Annotated in this window: 13 protein-coding genes and 3 tRNA genes; 9 read left to right on the forward strand and 7 right to left on the reverse strand. The window is 72.2% G+C overall.

Annotated features, from left to right (window positions below; genetic code table 11):
- Nucleotides 1-144 precede the first annotated feature (144 nt).
- Nucleotides 145-696 carry a hypoxanthine phosphoribosyltransferase gene (gene hpt / locus ACO03V_RS01725; protein WP_367732046.1) on the reverse strand — a complete coding sequence of 184 codons (552 nt, stop codon included), beginning with the start codon at nucleotides 694-696 and terminating at the stop codon, nucleotides 145-147.
- Between the two features lie 9 nt (nucleotides 697-705).
- A complete protein-coding gene (gene tilS / locus ACO03V_RS01730; protein ID WP_423136378.1) occupies nucleotides 706-1,728 on the reverse strand; it encodes a tRNA lysidine(34) synthetase TilS in 1,023 nt (340 codons plus the stop codon).
- A gap of 77 nt (nucleotides 1,729-1,805) precedes the next feature.
- Between tilS and ACO03V_RS01735 the strand changes: the two genes are divergently transcribed.
- Nucleotides 1,806-2,339, forward strand: a complete 534-nt coding sequence (locus ACO03V_RS01735; protein WP_387056200.1) for an inorganic diphosphatase — start codon at nucleotides 1,806-1,808, stop codon at nucleotides 2,337-2,339.
- A gap of 61 nt (nucleotides 2,340-2,400) precedes the next feature.
- Here ACO03V_RS01735 and ACO03V_RS01740 read toward each other — a convergent pair whose 3' ends face one another.
- Nucleotides 2,401-3,879, reverse strand: coding sequence for a M23 family metallopeptidase (locus ACO03V_RS01740; protein ID WP_423136379.1), 1,479 nt, complete (start codon nucleotides 3,877-3,879; stop codon nucleotides 2,401-2,403).
- 213 nt (nucleotides 3,880-4,092) lie between these two features.
- Between ACO03V_RS01740 and ACO03V_RS01745 the strand changes: the two genes are divergently transcribed.
- The 3 genes from ACO03V_RS01745 (at nucleotide 4,093) to ACO03V_RS01755 (ending at nucleotide 4,403) form a co-directional block, all read left to right on the forward strand.
- Nucleotides 4,093-4,165: transfer RNA gene (locus tag ACO03V_RS01745), tRNA-Glu, on the forward strand.
- 27 nt (nucleotides 4,166-4,192) lie between these two features.
- Nucleotides 4,193-4,266: transfer RNA gene (locus ACO03V_RS01750), tRNA-Asp, on the forward strand.
- Between the two features lie 64 nt (nucleotides 4,267-4,330).
- Nucleotides 4,331-4,403 (forward strand) — tRNA-Phe (locus tag ACO03V_RS01755).
- 165 nt (nucleotides 4,404-4,568) lie between these two features.
- On the opposite strand, the gene ACO03V_RS01760 is transcribed toward ACO03V_RS01755, so the two are convergent.
- The 3 genes from ACO03V_RS01760 to ACO03V_RS01770 form a co-directional block, all read right to left on the reverse strand.
- Nucleotides 4,569-6,155 carry an AMP-binding protein gene (locus tag ACO03V_RS01760; RefSeq protein ID WP_423136380.1) on the reverse strand — a complete coding sequence of 529 codons (1,587 nt, stop codon included), beginning with the start codon at nucleotides 6,153-6,155 and terminating at the stop codon, nucleotides 4,569-4,571.
- A 150-nt stretch (nucleotides 6,156-6,305) separates the two neighbouring features.
- On the reverse strand, nucleotides 6,306-7,490 hold the full coding sequence (gene chrA, locus ACO03V_RS01765; protein ID WP_423136667.1) for a chromate efflux transporter: 1,185 nt from the start codon (nucleotides 7,488-7,490) through the stop codon (nucleotides 6,306-6,308).
- A gap of 51 nt (nucleotides 7,491-7,541) precedes the next feature.
- Nucleotides 7,542-8,498, reverse strand: coding sequence for a Gfo/Idh/MocA family protein (locus tag ACO03V_RS01770; RefSeq protein WP_423136381.1), 957 nt, complete (start codon nucleotides 8,496-8,498; stop codon nucleotides 7,542-7,544).
- A 185-nt stretch (nucleotides 8,499-8,683) separates the two neighbouring features.
- Between ACO03V_RS01770 and ACO03V_RS01775 the strand changes: the two genes are divergently transcribed.
- The 5 genes from ACO03V_RS01775 (at nucleotide 8,684) to ACO03V_RS01795 (ending at nucleotide 13,635) form a co-directional block, all read left to right on the forward strand.
- Nucleotides 8,684-9,826, forward strand: a complete 1,143-nt coding sequence (locus ACO03V_RS01775) for a xylanase (RefSeq protein ID WP_423136382.1) — start codon at nucleotides 8,684-8,686, stop codon at nucleotides 9,824-9,826.
- Between the two features lie 163 nt (nucleotides 9,827-9,989).
- On the forward strand, nucleotides 9,990-11,117 hold the full coding sequence (locus tag ACO03V_RS01780) for a glycosyltransferase (RefSeq protein ID WP_423136383.1): 1,128 nt from the start codon (nucleotides 9,990-9,992) through the stop codon (nucleotides 11,115-11,117).
- 74 nt (nucleotides 11,118-11,191) lie between these two features.
- Nucleotides 11,192-11,449 (forward strand): glutaredoxin family protein, encoded by a 258-nt coding sequence (locus ACO03V_RS01785; protein WP_367731956.1) that lies wholly within the window; start codon nucleotides 11,192-11,194, stop codon nucleotides 11,447-11,449.
- Nucleotides 11,450-11,462: 13 nt separating this feature from the next.
- Complete coding sequence (locus tag ACO03V_RS01790; protein WP_423136384.1) at nucleotides 11,463-12,398, forward strand: hypothetical protein; 936 nt, start codon at nucleotides 11,463-11,465, stop codon at nucleotides 12,396-12,398.
- A complete protein-coding gene (locus ACO03V_RS01795; protein WP_423136385.1) occupies nucleotides 12,388-13,635 on the forward strand; it encodes a kynureninase in 1,248 nt (415 codons plus the stop codon). The genes ACO03V_RS01790 and ACO03V_RS01795 overlap by 11 nt, the downstream gene beginning before the upstream one ends.
- Before the next feature lie 27 nt (nucleotides 13,636-13,662).
- Here the strand turns inward: ACO03V_RS01795 and pip are convergent, their stop codons facing one another.
- Nucleotides 13,663-14,643, reverse strand: a complete 981-nt coding sequence (gene pip, locus ACO03V_RS01800) for a prolyl aminopeptidase (RefSeq protein WP_367731950.1) — start codon at nucleotides 14,641-14,643, stop codon at nucleotides 13,663-13,665.
- Nucleotides 14,644-14,742: the final 99 nt, after the last annotated feature.

A 14,742-nucleotide genomic window follows, 5' to 3' on the forward strand; every position in this document is an offset into this window, starting at 1 on the left:
CGGTGGATTCAGGGTAACGCGGTCGGGCTATGCCGGGACTGTGCGTTCGTCATGGGCGTACGCGACCTCCCGCCGGGCGGGGCCGGAAGGGCGCGGCATCCCGCAATCATCGAGACGAATGGATGCCGCTCCCCCCTGCCGAGGTCAGGAGTACACGTGCGGGGCGAGGACGGCGACGTCCCGCAGGTTGCGGTACCGCTCGGCGTAGTCGAGGCCGTAGCCGATCACGAAGTCGTTGGGGATGTCGAAGCCGACGTAGCGGCAGTCGACCTGCACCTTCATCGCGTCGGGCTTGCGGAGGAGGGCGAGGACCTCGACGGAGGCCGCGCCGCGCGACGCGAAGTTCTCGAGCAGCCAGCTGAGGGTCAGGCCGGAGTCGATGATGTCCTCGACGATGAGGACGTGCTTGCCGGTGATGTCGGTGTCCAGGTCCTTTCGGATCTGGACGACGCCGCTGGACCGGGTGCTCGCACCGTAGGACGACACGGCCATCCAGTCCATCGAGACGTGCACCGGGAGGTGGCGGGCGAAGTCCGCCATGACCATGACGGCGCCCTTGAGCACGCCCACGAGGACGACCTCGCGGCCGGCGTAGTCGCTCACGACCTGCTCCGCGAGCTCGGCGAGCTTCGTGTGGATCTGCTCCTCGGTGAGGAGGACTTCGCTGATGTCGTCGGAGATGTCGGCCGCGCGCATCCCCCGAGTCTAAGCGTCGTCTCCCGCGCCGCCGACGGACGACGACCGCGCGACGATCTCCACCCGGGCGCCGATGCGGCGGGCGAGGCATCCGGGCAGGTCGATCGGGCCCTGTCCGCGCCAGTCCGTCGCCAGCCGCGCGACCTCGAGCGTCTGCGAACGGGTCAGCCCCACGCCGAACTCGCTCTCGACGACGAACCGGATGACGCGGTTGCGGATCGCGGCGGGGTTCGCGACGAGGGCGGCGACGGAGATCGAGATGCCGGCGTCGGCGTGCTCCACGATGTCCTCGATCGTCTCGTCGATCATGTCCTGGAACGCCTCGGCGTCCTCCCGCAGCTGCTCCGCCGTCCGGGCCAGGGCCTCGGCCACCCCGGGTCCGAGCTCGTCCTCCAGCACCGGCAGGACGCGGTCGCGCACCCGTACCCGGGCGAAGGACGGATCGGCGTTGTGCGGGTCGCTCCACGGGTCCAGACCTTCGGCCGCACAGGCCGCGACCGTCGTGCGACGCCGCACGGACAGGAGGGGACGCAGCCACCGCACCCCGGCGGCATCCCGTCGCTCGGCGGCCATGCCCGCCAGGCTCGCCGCCCCCGATCCGCGGGCGAGACCGAGCAGGACCGTCTCGGCCTGGTCGTCGAGCGTGTGCCCGAGCAGCACCGCCTCGGCGCCGACGTCGCGCGCCGCGCGGGCGAGCCCCGTGTAGCGCGCGTTCCGGGCGGCGGCCTCCGGCCCGTCTCCGCGGCCGACGTCGACCCTCACCACGCGCGCGGTCAGCCCCAGGGCGCGCGCGGTCTCGGCGGCCCGGGCGGCGACGGCATCCGAGCCCTCCTGCAGACCGTGATCGATCACGACGGCCTCGACCGGGATGCCACGGCGAGACGCCTCGAACGCCGTCGCGGCCGCGAGGGCCAGGGAGTCGGGGCCGCCCGACAGGGCCACGACGAGCGGGCCGTCCGCCTCGGCGATCGCCGCGCGCACCGCCCGTCGGACCTCGGCGACGGCAGGGTCCAGTCCAGGGCGACGCTCCACCGTTCCACGGTAGCGGGGAGGGCGGGACGCCCCGGCTAGGCTGGGCGGCGGTTATCCCTGATTGAAGGAGCAGACGTATGGGCGCCTACGACGCCGTTATCGAGATCCCGCGCGGCAGCCGCGTGAAGTACGAGGTCGACCACGGCACCGGCCGCGTCTACCTCGACCGCATCCTCTACACGGTGTTCGGCTACCCGGCGAACTACGGCTTCTTCGAGAACACCCTCGGCGAGGACGGCGACCCGCTCGACGTGCTCGTCCTCCTCGACCGCGAGATCCACCCCGGCGTGCTCGCCAAGGTGCGCCCCGTGGGCGTCCTGAAGATGAGCGACGAGGCCGGCGGCGACGACAAGGTCGTGGCCGTGCTGGCGAAGGATCCCCGCTGGGACCACATCCAGGACGTGAACGACATCGACGAGTGGACGAAGAAGGAGATCACCCACTTCTTCGAGCACTACAAGGACCTGGAGCCCAACAAGTGGGTCAAGGTCGACGACTGGGCGGATGCCGCCGAGGCCGAGCGTCTCGTCTCCGAGGCCTTCACCCGTTTCGAGGAGCACGACGAGCAGACCAAGACGCAGGGCTCCGGCGAGGCGCCGAACACGCTCTGACCTCTCTTCCCTCGACGAAAGCCCCCGGTCCGCGGACCGGGGGCTTTCGCGTGGACGAGCGTCAGACGGAGACGCCGCGGCTGCGCAGGAACGCCGCGGGGTCGGTGGTGCCGCCGCCGGCGGGGTAGACCTCGAAGTGGAGGTGGCATCCGAACGAGTTGCCGGTCTGGCCGGTCGCCGCGATCTGCTGGCCCGAGCTGACCCGCTGGCCGCTGGAGACGTAGATGCCGCCGCCGACGATGTGCGCGTAGCCGGTGGACGTGCCGTCGTCGTGCTGGATGCGGATGTAGTTGCCGTACCCGCCGTTGTAGCCGGCGTAGGTGACCCGGCCGTTGGCCGCGGCGTAGATGGGCGAGTAGCAGCCGGCGCCGAAGTCGAGGCCGAGGTGCCACGAGCTGGCGCAGTAGCTGGGGGTGCACTGGCTCGACCGCGGGCCGTAGCCGGAGGTCGTGCCCGCCGACGAGGGGCGCGCCCAGCCGGAGCCGACCACGGCACCGCCGTTGCCACCGCCGCCGCCGGAGCTGCTGCCCCCGCCGCCGCCGCCGCCGGAGCTGCTTCCGCCGCCACCGCCGCCGCCGTTGCTGGGGGCCGGACGGCTGGCCGCCGCCTGCGCGGCCGCACGGGCCGCCGCCTCGCGCTCGGCGCGGGCGCGGGCCTCGGCCTCTTCGCGCGCGCGGCGCTCGCGCTCCTCGCGGGCCTTGCGCTCGGCCTCGACACCGGCCTGGTACTCCGCGACCGTCTTGGCCGTGGTGTCCTGCAAGGCGGCCAGCTGGGCCTCGAGGGTCACCTGGTTCGCCTGCTGCGCGGCCAGAGCGGCCTGCGCGGCGTCCGCGGCCTGCTGGGCAGCGACCATCTTCTCCTCGGCGAGGGCCTTCAGCCGGTCGCGCTCGGTGCGCGCGTCGACGGCCTGGTCGCTCAGCAGCCGCGCGGAGTCGCGTGCGGTCACGGCCTGGGCGTAGACCGACTGGTTGCGCTCGAGGAGCTTGTCCATCGTGCCGAGTCGGGCGAGCAGGTCGTCGGCGGTCGCGGCGGAGTCGGAGAAGAAGAGTTCGAGGGAGGTGTCGTCACCGCCGGAGCGGTAGAGCTGGGCGGCGACCTTGCCGGCCTTCTGCGCCGCGTCCGTGGCCTTCGCGGCCTCCGCGTCGGCCTGGCTCTGCAGCTGCTGCGCCCGGTAGTCGGCCTCGAGGTAGGCCTGCTGCGCGGCGTAGTACTCGTCGGAGCGCGCGATGACCTCGGCCTGCGTGCGTTCGACGTCGGACTGCAGCCCGGCGATGAGGCCTTGGATGCGCGTGATCTCGCCGGCCTTCGCGGCCTCGTTCGCACGGGCGGCCTCGACGTCCGCCCACGACGGGTAGTCCGCCGCGAACGCCGCGGGGATGAGCGTCGTCGACGTCGTCGCGATGGCGCCGAAGGCGACGGCACCGATGGCGCCGTAAGTCAGCGCGGTGCGACGGTCGACGGACGGCCACAGGAGCTTCCGCTCCCGCGGGGTGGGGGCGCAGCCGCAATCGTCTGCATCATCGAGGCGCTCGAGCGTCACGGGAATACCTCATCTCACCGGATCGCAACTCGGAACACAGTAGCAACACGAGTCCCACGAACAACAGGGCGAGTTGGCGTATCGACGCTCATCCTGCCCCTCGACACGCCCGTGATGCAGAGGACGCGCCCTGGATTCGCAATCCCGCAGATCTTGAAGTAGGCTCGGCTGTCGGCAAGTGAGGGAGAAACCGCAAGGTTTTGATCTCGATCCGGCCCCATCGTTTAGCGGCCTAGGACGCCGCCCTTTCACGGCGGTAGCACGGGTTCGAATCCCGTTGGGGTCACTCACCGGCCGAAAATTAAACAAGCATGGCCCTGTAGCGCAGTTGGTTAGCGTGCCGCCCTGTCACGGCGGAGGTCGCGGGTTCAAGTCCCGTCAGGGTCGCTCCATAGCGACGGGCCTTCTTTCGAGGAGGCCTTTCGTCTAGGAAGCGGCAGACATGCCGCTCGGCTCTGTAGCTCAGTTGGTAGAGCGCACGACTGAAAATCGTGAGGTCACGGGATCGACGCCCGTCGGAGCCACACGGATCACCATTACAGTGATCCCAGAAACCCTCGCCTAGCTTCTACATGGCGGGGGTTTTGCTTTTCCCCGGCCCCGCGTATCCCCAGCGGTGCGGCCGAATTCGGGGCGGATTTCGTGCAGCGAACCCGCGAAGCCCCGAGCCCGCCGACGCGGCCCGCGACTCACACCTTCTCGCGCGCCCGCAGGTCCTTCCGGAGGATCTTGCCCGACGCCGACTTCGGCACCGCGTCGATGAACTCCACCCGCCGCACCTTCTTGTGCGGGGCGACCCCCGCGGCGACGAACGCCATGACCTCGTCCTCGTCCAGCTCGGACCCGGGCTGTCGCACGACGAACGCCTTGGGGATCTCCTGCTTGTCCTCGTCCTGGACGCCGATCACGGCGGCATCCATGATCCGGGGGTGCGAGAGCAGCAGGGCCTCGAGCTCGGCCGGGGCGATCTGGTAGCCCTTGTACTTGATCAGCTCCTTCAGCCGGTCGACGATCGTGAAATACCCGTCGACGTGGTGCACGGCGGTGTCGCCGGTGTGCAGGAAGCCGTCGTCATCGAGCGTCTCCGCGGTGGCGTCCGGCCGGTTGAGGTATCCGAGCATGACGTTCGGGCCGCGCACCCAGATCTCGCCCGGCGCCGTCAGGCCGTCGTCGCCGTGCTCCTCCAGCTCGGCACCTGTCTCGGGGTCGACGAGCTTCGCCTCGCAGTTGGCCACCAGCACGCCGACCGCGCTGACGGGCATGTCGGGACGCTCCGGCGGGATCGTGTGCGACACCGGGCTGAGCTCGCTCATGCCGTAGCCCTGGAAGATCCGGGCGTTCAGGCGCCGTCCCGCGGCCTCGGCCGTCTCGCCGTCCAGCGGGGCGGCCCCCGAGAAGACCGTGTGCACGCTGGAGATGTCGAAGTCGTCGACCACCGGGTGCTTCGCCAGCGCCACCGCGATCGGCGGCGCGATGAAGAGGAAGGTGCACTGGAAGGCCTGGATGCCGCGGAGGAACTCCACCAGATCGAACCGGGGCATCGTGACGAGGCTCGCGCGCTGCCGCAGGGCGAGGTTCAGCAGCACCGTCATGCCGTAGATGTGGAAGAACGGCAGGACCGCGAGGACGCGGTCGGTGTGGTCGAGCTTGATGCTGACGCGGCACTGCGCCACGTTCGCGACGAGGTTGCGGTGCGAGAGCATCACGCCCTTGGGGGTGCCGGTGGTCCCCGACGAGTAGGGCAGCACGGCGACGTGCGTCGCGGGGTCGATGTGCACCTCGGGCGGCGTGCGCCCCTCGCCGAGCAGCGAGCGGAGGTCGGGGTGGCCGTCGACGCCGTCCAGCACGATCACGTGGTCGTCGTCGATCCCGACGGCCTGCGCCGCGGCGGCGGCCTGCGGGAGCAGCGGCGACACGGTCACGAGCCACGTCGCCTCGGCGTCGCGCAGCTGCTTCTCGATCTCGTTGGCCGTGTAGAGCGAGTTCACCGTCGTCACCGCCGCTCCGAGCCGCAGGGCGCCGTGGAACACGGTGGCGAAGGCGGGGACGTTCGGACACAGCAGCGCGATGACCGTGCCCACCTCCACGCCGCGGGCGGCGAGCGCACCGGCGAAGGCATCCACCTGCGCCTTCAGTCCGCGGTACGTCGTCTCGTTCGAGGTCGCGGGGTCGATCAGGGCGACGCGATCCAGGTCGGCGTCGTCGAGCGAGCCGAACAGGTAGTCGTAGACGCTCTCGTCCGGGATCTCGATGTCGGGATAGGGGCTCTGGAACACGGTGCTCTCCTTCGAAACCGGTGCACACATCCTGGCACGCGTCCCGGCGGGGAGGGTCGCCGGTGTCGGGAGGAGGTGTCGGCACGGGAGGGCCGACCCGGGGCATTCGCTCCTCCGCTCCCGACATCTCCTCCCGCCACGGCGTCGCGCTCACACGAGTGCCAGCACGACTCCCCCCGCGGCGCCCGCGAGCACGACCGCCCAGGCCGGCGCCCGGAACGCCGTCAGCAGCACGAACCCCAGCAGGACCAGCACGAACGGGCCGGGGCCGGTCACCGCGGTCGTGAACACCGGCGTGTAGAGGGCGGCCCCCAGGATGCCGACCACGGCGGCGTTCGCGCCGCGCATCGCCGCGCGCACGCGGGGCCGGGTGCGCAGCGCGTCCCAGAACGGCAGCACCCCGACCAGCACGAGGAAGCCGGGCAGGAAGATCGCCGCGAGCGCCACCGCGGCGCCGAGCATCCCGCCCGGGCCGACGCCGGAGACCGCGCCGAGATAGGCGGCGAAGGTGAACAGCGGTCCGGGCACGGCCTGCGCGGCGCCGTAGCCCGCGAGGAACGCCTCGGGCGAGACCCATCCCGTCTGCACCACCTCGGCCTGCAGCAGCGGCAGGACCACGTGGCCGCCGCCGAAGACGAGCGCCCCGGACCGGAAGAACGCGTCAGCGAGGGTGAGCGCGCCGGAGCCGGTCACTGCGGCGAGCACCGGGAGGGCGACCAGTCCCGCGGCCAGGAGGGCGAGGCATCCGAGCCCCACTCCTCGGGGCACGCCGAACCCCGTCCGGGGCGGCGCGTCCACCGGAACCGCCTCGCGCGACAGCACCAGACCCGCGACGACACCCAGCACGATCGCGGCGATCTGCCCCACCGCGGACGGGGCGAGCAGCGCCACGGCTGCCGCGACGACGGCGATCCCCGCGCGGGCCGTGTCGGGCGTGAGGGTGCGGGCCATGCCCCACACCGCGTGCGCGACGATCGCGACCGCGATGATCTTCAACCCGTCGATCACCCCCTGACCCAAGGGACCGCCGAGGGCCACCGCGCCCGCGGCGAACGCCACCAGGAGCACCGCCGACGGCAGCGTGAAGGCGAGGAAGGCCGCGAGCGCTCCGATAGGTCCGGCCCGGCGCAGCCCGATCGCGAATCCCACCTGGCTCGAGGCCGGCCCCGGCAGGAACTGGCAGAGGGCGACGAGATCGGCGTACTCCCGGTCGTCCAGCCACCTCCGGCGCGCGACGAGGTCGTCGCGGAAATACCCGAGGTGGGCGATCGGTCCGCCGAACGAGGTGAGACCGAGGCGCAGGAACGCGACGAACACCTCGACCGCCCCCGTCATGCGCACCACCGTCCCGTTGTGTCAGCCCGGGTGAAACAGCAGGTGAATTCGTCAGTTCGCGGGCTCGGCGGCCACGGCATCCACGAGTCGGAGGGTCGCGGCGGTCCGATCCTGATCCGCGGAGACGTCGGCGCCCCGGACGGCGTCGCGGAACCGCTCGACCTCGCCCACCATCGTGTTCTCGGGCGCCTCCACCTCGATCACCTCGGCGGACCCGCCGTGCGGGGTGAGCACGAGACGGCGCGGCGCGTCGATCGCGTCGGTGCGGAGCGAGGCCTCCTCGCCCTGGATCTCGCTGGGGAGTGCGGTGTCCGTGATCTTCGACCAGGCCACGTCGGCGACGAACCCGTCGTACCGGGCGAGGGCGCTCCCCAGTCCGTCGGCCCCGGAGGCGATCCCGACACGGGCCCCCTGGATGCCGTTGGGCTCCCCGAAGAGCAGGACGAGCGCGTGCAGCGGGTAGACGCCGAGGTCGCGCAGCGCCCCGCCGCCCATCGCCGGGTCGAAGATGTTCGTCTGCTCGCCCGCCAGGACCAGGTCGTACCGGGCCGAGCGCTTCTCATACCGCACCGAGACGCGCCGGATCCGCCCGAGCCGCGGCAGCAGCGCCTGCACCCGCGCGATCCCCGGGTCGTAGGCGGTGCGCATCGCCTCGATCAGCACGACGTCGCGGGTCCGTGCGCGCGCGACGAGGGCGTCCCAGTCGGCGGCGGTGAGCGTCGCCGGCTTCTCCACGAGCACGGGGATCGAGGCGTCCAGCGCCCGCTCCACCTGGTCGACGTGCACGCTGTTCGGGCTGGCGAGGTAGACGGCGTCCACGTCGTCCGCCGCGAGGAGCTCGTCGAGGCCGACGGCCGTGCCGGGAGCACCGATCGTGTCGGCGAAGGCGCGGGCACGGTCGGCGTCGCGGGAGGCGACACGCGAGACGGCGACGCCGTCGACCTGCCGGACCGCGTCCGCCAGACGTTCCGAGATGCTGCTGGTTCCGACGATGCCGATGCGGATCATGTCCCCATCCTCCCGCGCCGGGAGGGGTGGATGTGCGGCGGATGTCGTCGGCGGGGGCGGGAGATCCGTTCCGGCCGCACGCGGCGGACGCCCGGTCTCACCCCGGGCGGAGGCGGGCCGCCGCGACGGACGGTCCGACGCCGGGCTGTCTACGGTGCGGGCACCCGACCCGGAGGAGCACTCGCATGAGCCGCCCTGTTCCCACGCGCCGTGACCGCCGCACCCGCCGGCGGATCCGGCGGAAGCGGGTCCTCGTCGCGCTCGGCGTGGTCGTGGCCGTCGTCGTCTCGGTCGCCGCGGCCTCCGTCCTCGCATCGACCCCCGCCCGGGAGGAGGCCGTCGCCCGCCCCGCGACGTCGTCCCCCGATCCCGTCGTCCCCGCGTCGGCGGCCGACCGGCTGCTCGCGACGACGACGGACCCGGACGCCTGCGCGGTCGAGTTCGCAGGCGACGGGGTCGCACTGGACCCGCAGCTGCAGGTCGGCGGCGTCCTCTACCGCGGTCTGCCGATCCCCCGCGCCGCGGGTCGCGTCTTCGCCGGCTGGTACCCGACCGCGGTCGACGCCGCGGCCGGCACGACGTCCGCGCGCATCAACGGCGCCGACCTCGTCGCCTGCACGGACCGCCGGGCGACGTTGCACGCCGCGTGGACGACGCCCGAGGAGAACCGGGCCGCGGCGACCCGGCTGCCGATCCTCATGTACCACCAGTTCACGACGCGTCCGGAGGGCGAGGACGGCTGGCTGCGACTCAACTACGCCTTCCTCGGGGACTTCGACGCGCAGATGGCCCACATCGAGCAGACCGGGTTCTACCTGCCGACGTGGGACGAGGTGGACGCCTTCATCGACGGCGCCCTGTTCCTGCCCGCGCGGTCGGTGGTCATCACCGACGACGACGCCGATCCCACCTGGCTGCAGCTCGCCGCGCCCGTCGTCGACCGCCGCCACCTGTTGACCACCTCGTTCGTGATCACGTCCGCCCGCACCGAGCCGTCGCCGAACGCCTTCGTGCTGCAGCGCTCGCACACGCACGACATGCACCGGGCAGGGCCGAACGGCAAGGGCCGGCTCGTCAACGACGACGTCGCCACCATCGTCGCCGACCTCGAGGAGTCCGCCCGGATCCTCGGCGCGAAGGACGTCGTCGCCTACCCCTTCGGCCACTACGACGACCGGACGAAGGAGGCGGTGCGGGCGGCGGGCTTCGCGCTCGGGCGCACGATCGAGCCCGGGTACGTCCGCATCGGGACGGACAAGCTCGCTCTCCCGGTCGTCCGGGTGAACTACGGGATGACCGTCGACGAGCTCGCCGCGGCCATCGGATGAGAGGCCAACCCCCGCCGAACGGCGGGGGTCTACGGGGTGTTTCCCTGGGAACCGACCGGTGAACGACCGATATCTCTCACAGAACTCATCCACAATCCCAGAAGACGCAGGGGGTGGCCCGTCTACGCTGGGAAGTCCGGCACCACCGAGAACGCGAGCACCCATGGATCTTTCCGTCATCGTTCCCACCTTCAACGAAGGTCCGAACGTCGCCGAGCTCGTGCGTCGCACCACCGCCGCGCTCCGAGGCCGTGCCGTCGAGATCGTCTTCGTCGACGACTCGACCGACGACACCCCCGACATCATCCGCACCGTCGCCGCGACGGCGGACGTCCCCGTCCGCCTGATCCATCGCGACGACCCCGTCGGCGGACTGGGCGGCGCCGTCGTCGAGGGCTTCCGGGCCGCGGCCTCCGACCGCTGCGTCGTCATGGACGGCGACCTGCAGCACCCGCCGGAGATCATCGCCGACCTCCTCGAGCGCGCCGAGATGGGCGACGCCGATGTGGTCGTGGCATCCCGCTACATCGCCGGCGGCACGTCGGACGGTCTCGCGAACGCCGTGCGCACCACGGTCTCACGCGCGTCGACGCTGCTGACCAAGGCGATGTTCCCGAAGAAGCTGCACAACTGCTCCGACCCCATGACCGGATTCTTCCTCGTCGACCTCCGCGCGCTCGACCTCGAGAGCCTGCGCCCCCGCGGCTTCAAGATCCTGCTGGAGATCCTCGCCCGCAAGCAGCTCCGCGTCGCCGAGGTGCCCTTCGCCTTCGCTCCCCGGTTCGCCGGCGAGTCGAAGGCGTCCCTCAGCCAGGGGATGCGCTTCCTCACCCAGCTGACGATGCTGCGCTTCGGCCGCATGTCGGCGTTCGCCGTCGTCGGCGGCATCGGCGCGCTGGCGAACCTGGCCATCATGTGGGCTCTCACCGAGTTCGGCATGGAGTACCTCTGGGCCGCCGTCGTCGCGAGCGTCATCACGATCATCGGCAACTTCCTGCTGCTCGAGTACCTGGTGTTCGCCGACATGCGCGCGGAGTCCGGCCAGATGTGGCACCGCTTCGCCAAGTCGTTCGCCTTCAACGGCATCGAGGCGATCGTGCGCATCCCCGTCATCGGCATCCTCGTCGAGCGCGCCCATCTGCCGAGCGTCCTCGCCGCCGCCCTGACGCTGGTCGCGGCGTTCGTCGTCCGCTTCGTCTTCCACGCCCTCGTGGTCTACGCCCCCAAGAAGAGCCGCGCCGCGCGCATCGCCGCGGTGGTCGAGCCCCTCGAGGACGAGCTCGCCGCCTGACGCTCGTCGCCCGGCCCGTCGCCGCAGAGCCGACGCCCAGGCCCGGGCTCGACTGTGCGGCGTACGCTGGAGGCATGTCCTCTGACGCATCGATCCGCATGTTCGGCGCCGACTGGTGCCGCGACTGCATCCGTACCAAGAAGCAGCTCGACGACCTCGGCGTCGCCTACGAATACGTCGACCTCGTGGCCGACCCGTCGGCCGCCGACGTGGCCAAGGAGATCTCGGGCCGCACGAACATCCCCGTCGTGGTCTACCCCGACGCCTCGCACCACGTCGAGCCGTCGAACGCCGACGTCGAGTCGAAGCTGCGCGAGCTCTCCCTCATCTGATCGCGGTCCCGCGATGCTCGCCGACGCCTGGGCCGTCCGTCGTACGTCGACGTCCGAGCGCGGCACCGCGCTGCCCCCGGCGGTCGATCATCACGTGCACGTGCACCTGATCGACGCGTCGGGGCTGCCGCGGCGCGGCATCGCGGGGGTCCTCGATCTGGGCGGCGACCCCGTCGCCCTCGCCCGGCGCTCCGCCGGTCTCCCGCGCACGACGTTCGCCGGCGCGTTCCTCACGGTCCCCGGCGGCTATCCCGAGGGGCGCTCCTGGGCACCGCCCGAGATCGTCCGGACGGTCACCGACGCCTCGCGGCATCCCGGGGTCCCGGGCGGAGCCCGCACCGCCGTCGACGCACAGGCCGACGCCGGCGCGCGCGTCATCAAGGTCGCCCTGCACGCGGACGCCGGTCCCGTCCTCTCGGACGACGCCCTGGAGTCGGTGGTGGCCGCGGCCGGCGGGCGCGGGCTGCCCGTCGTCGCGCACGCCCAGGGACCGGGACAGGTCGAGCGGGCCCTCGCCGCCGGCGTCGCGGCCCTCGCCCACACCCCCTTTGACGCGCCGCTCCCGCGGCGACTGGTGCGTCGCGCCGTGGACGCGGGGCAGATCTGGATCTCGACTCTCGACATCCAGCGCGGCGACGCGCGGGCGACGGCGATCGGGAATCTGCGGTCCTTCGCGGCCCACGGCGGCCGGGTCCTCTACGGCACCGACCTCGGCAACGGGGAGCTCCCCGTGGGGCTGAATCGTCGAGAGCTGCTCGCCCTGCAGGAGGCCGGTCTGCGGGGCGACGATCTGCTGGCATCCCTCACCGACCCGTGGCCGTCGGCGCACCGCGCGGACGGCGTCGCGACCTTCGTCGCCGGTCCCCCACCCACCGACCCCGACGACATCGCGACGTGGCTCAGCCGCGGCACCGTCGTCACCGCCGAGGAGCTCACCCGTGTCGACTGACCTCACCCTGGACCTGGATGCCGAGGCGATCGCCCTCGACGAGTCCGACCCGCTCCGGTCCCTGCGCGACGCGTTCGTCGGCAGCGAGACGCCGTTGGTGTACTTCGACGGCAACTCGCTCGGACGGCCGCCCCGGGCGACGGCGGACCGCCTGTCGTCCTTCGTGACGGACCAGTGGGGCGGGCGCCTCATCCGGGGCTGGGACGAGGCGTGGATGGACCTCCCGTTCGTCATCGGCGACCGCATCGGCGCCCTGGCGCTCGGGGCGGCGGCCGGGCAGACCGTCATCGGCGACTCCACCACCGTGCTCCTGTACAAGCTCCTGCGCGCCGCCCTCGATGCCCAGACCGCGGCCGATCCCGCCCGCGTCGAGATCGTCGTGGGCCGCGACGACTTCCCGACCGACCGGTACCTCGTCGAGGGGATCGCCGCCGAACGGGGCGCCCGGGTCGTGTGGGTCGACGTCGATCCGACCCGCGGTGTCGACGCGGACCTCCTTCGCGCCGCGGTCGGTCCGCGGACCGCGGTCGTCCTCCTCAGCCACGTGTCCTACCGCTCCGGCTTCCTGGCGGACGGCGCGACCCTCACCGCGGTCGCGCACGACGCGGGCGCGCTGGTGCTGTGGGACCTGTGCCACTCCGCCGGCTCGGTCCCCGTGACTCTGGACGCCTGGGGCGCGGACCTGGCCGTCGGCTGCACGTACAAGTACCTCAACGGCGGTCCCGGCTCCCCCGCCTTCGCGTACGTCGCCGCGCGGCACCAGGCGACGCTGGTCCAGCCGGTCCAGGGCTGGATGGGCGCCGCCGACGTCTTCGCGATGGGTCCCGAGTATCACCCCGCGGAGGGCATGCGCCGTTTCCTCTCGGGGACCCCGCCGGTGCTGGGCATGATCGCGATGCAGGACACCCTCGACCTGATCGCGCGGACCGGCATCGGGGCGATCCGGGAGAAGTCGCTGCAGCTCACGGGCTTCGCGCTCCGAGTGGCCGACGGCATCCTGGATCCGCTCGGCGTGCGCGTCGCCTCGCCGCGCGCGGAGGCGGAGCGCGGCGGGCACATCCTGCTCTCGCACCCCGCCATGCGCGCCGTGACCGCGCGGCTGTGGCGCGAGGACGTCATCCCCGACTACCGCGACCCCGCCGGGCTGCGCATCGGGCTGTCCCCGCTGTCGACGAGCTTCGCCGAGACCCTCGCCGGCATGCGGGCGGTCGCCGAGGCCGTGCGCGCGGAGGCGTAGCAGCCCGCCGCCCGCCCACGGCCCCGCTCAGGCGTCGGCGAAGCGGTCCGTCGCCGCCCGCAGCGCGCGGGCGATGCCGACCTCGCCGGCGGAGTGCGAGGCGTCGTCGACGACGACGAGCTCGGCCTCGGGCCAGGCGCGGTGCAGGTCCCACGCCGTCATCATCGGGGTGCAGACGTCGTACCGGCCCTGGACGATGACGCCGGGGATGTCCTTGAGCACCGGCGCGTCCTCGATCAGCTGGTTCGGCCGGAACCAGCCGTCGTTGACGAAGTAGTGGTTCTCGATGCGGGCGAAGGCCGTCGCCGCCACCGGGTCCGCCATCGACGACACGAGCGCCGGGTCCGGCAGGAGCGTGAGGGTGGAGGCCTCCCACGTCGTCCAGGCCACACCGGCGGGCACATGCACGGCCGGGTCGGGATCGGTGAGCCGGCGGTGGTACGCCTCGATGAGACGCGAGCGCTCGAGCACCGGGATGGGCTCCACGAATCCCTCCCACAGATCGGGGAACAGCGCCGCCGCCCCGCCCTCGTAGAACCACTCCAGCTCGTGACGCCGGAGGGTGAAGATCCCGCGCAGGACGAGCTCGCTCACCACGTCGCGGTGCGTCTCGGCGTAGGCGAGGGCCAGGGCGCTCCCCCAGGAGCCGCCGAAGACCATCCACCGCGAGATCCCCAGGTTGCGCCGGAGCATCTCGATGTCGCCGACGAGGTGCCATGTCGTGTTGAAGCGCAGATCGGCGTCGGGCGCGCTCGCGTGCGGCGTCGACCGGCCGCAGCCGCGCTGATCGAAGAGCACGATCCGGTACTTCTCGGGGTCGAAGAACCGGCGGTGCCAGTCGGAGCATCCGGATCCGGGCCCGCCGTGCAGGAAGACCACCGGCTTGCCGTCGGGGTTGCCGCTCTGCTCCCAGTACACGCGCTGACCGTCGCCGACGAGCAGCATCCCGGTCTCGTACGGCTCGATCGGGGGATACAGGATGCCGTCGAGGTGGGCGGGTCCGCTCATCATCGGACGGCGGCCGTCTCGGCGCGCTCGACGGGCTCGGTTCGCTGGGGGGTCATGGGTTCACGGTAGCGTCCCCGCGGCCGCCGCCGCGGCGGGACT

Origin of the sequence: Microbacterium sp. HMH0099 (assembly GCF_049384025.1) — a bacterium.
Classification (GTDB): Bacteria; Actinomycetota; Actinomycetes; order Actinomycetales; family Microbacteriaceae; genus Microbacterium.

Bases quoted from the DNA above. Each gene is read 5' to 3' on its own strand.
- hpt (WP_367732046.1), bottom strand. From the start codon at position 696: ATGCGCGCGGCCGACATCTCCGACGACATCAGCGAAGTCCTCCTCACC.
- ACO03V_RS01735 (WP_387056200.1), top strand. From the start codon at position 1,806: ATGGGCGCCTACGACGCCGTTATCGAGATCCCGCGCGGCAGCCGCGTG.
- chrA (WP_423136667.1), bottom strand. From the start codon at position 7,490: ATGACGGGGGCGGTCGAGGTGTTCGTCGCGTTCCTGCGCCTCGGTCTC.
- ACO03V_RS01770 (WP_423136381.1), bottom strand. From the start codon at position 8,498: ATGATCCGCATCGGCATCGTCGGAACCAGCAGCATCTCGGAACGTCTG.
- ACO03V_RS01775 (WP_423136382.1), top strand. From the start codon at position 8,684: ATGAGCCGCCCTGTTCCCACGCGCCGTGACCGCCGCACCCGCCGGCGG.
- ACO03V_RS01780 (WP_423136383.1), top strand. From the start codon at position 9,990: ATGGATCTTTCCGTCATCGTTCCCACCTTCAACGAAGGTCCGAACGTC.
- ACO03V_RS01785 (WP_367731956.1), top strand. From the start codon at position 11,192: ATGTCCTCTGACGCATCGATCCGCATGTTCGGCGCCGACTGGTGCCGC.
- ACO03V_RS01790 (WP_423136384.1), top strand. From the start codon at position 11,463: ATGCTCGCCGACGCCTGGGCCGTCCGTCGTACGTCGACGTCCGAGCGC.
- pip (WP_367731950.1), bottom strand. From the start codon at position 14,643: ATGAGCGGACCCGCCCACCTCGACGGCATCCTGTATCCCCCGATCGAG.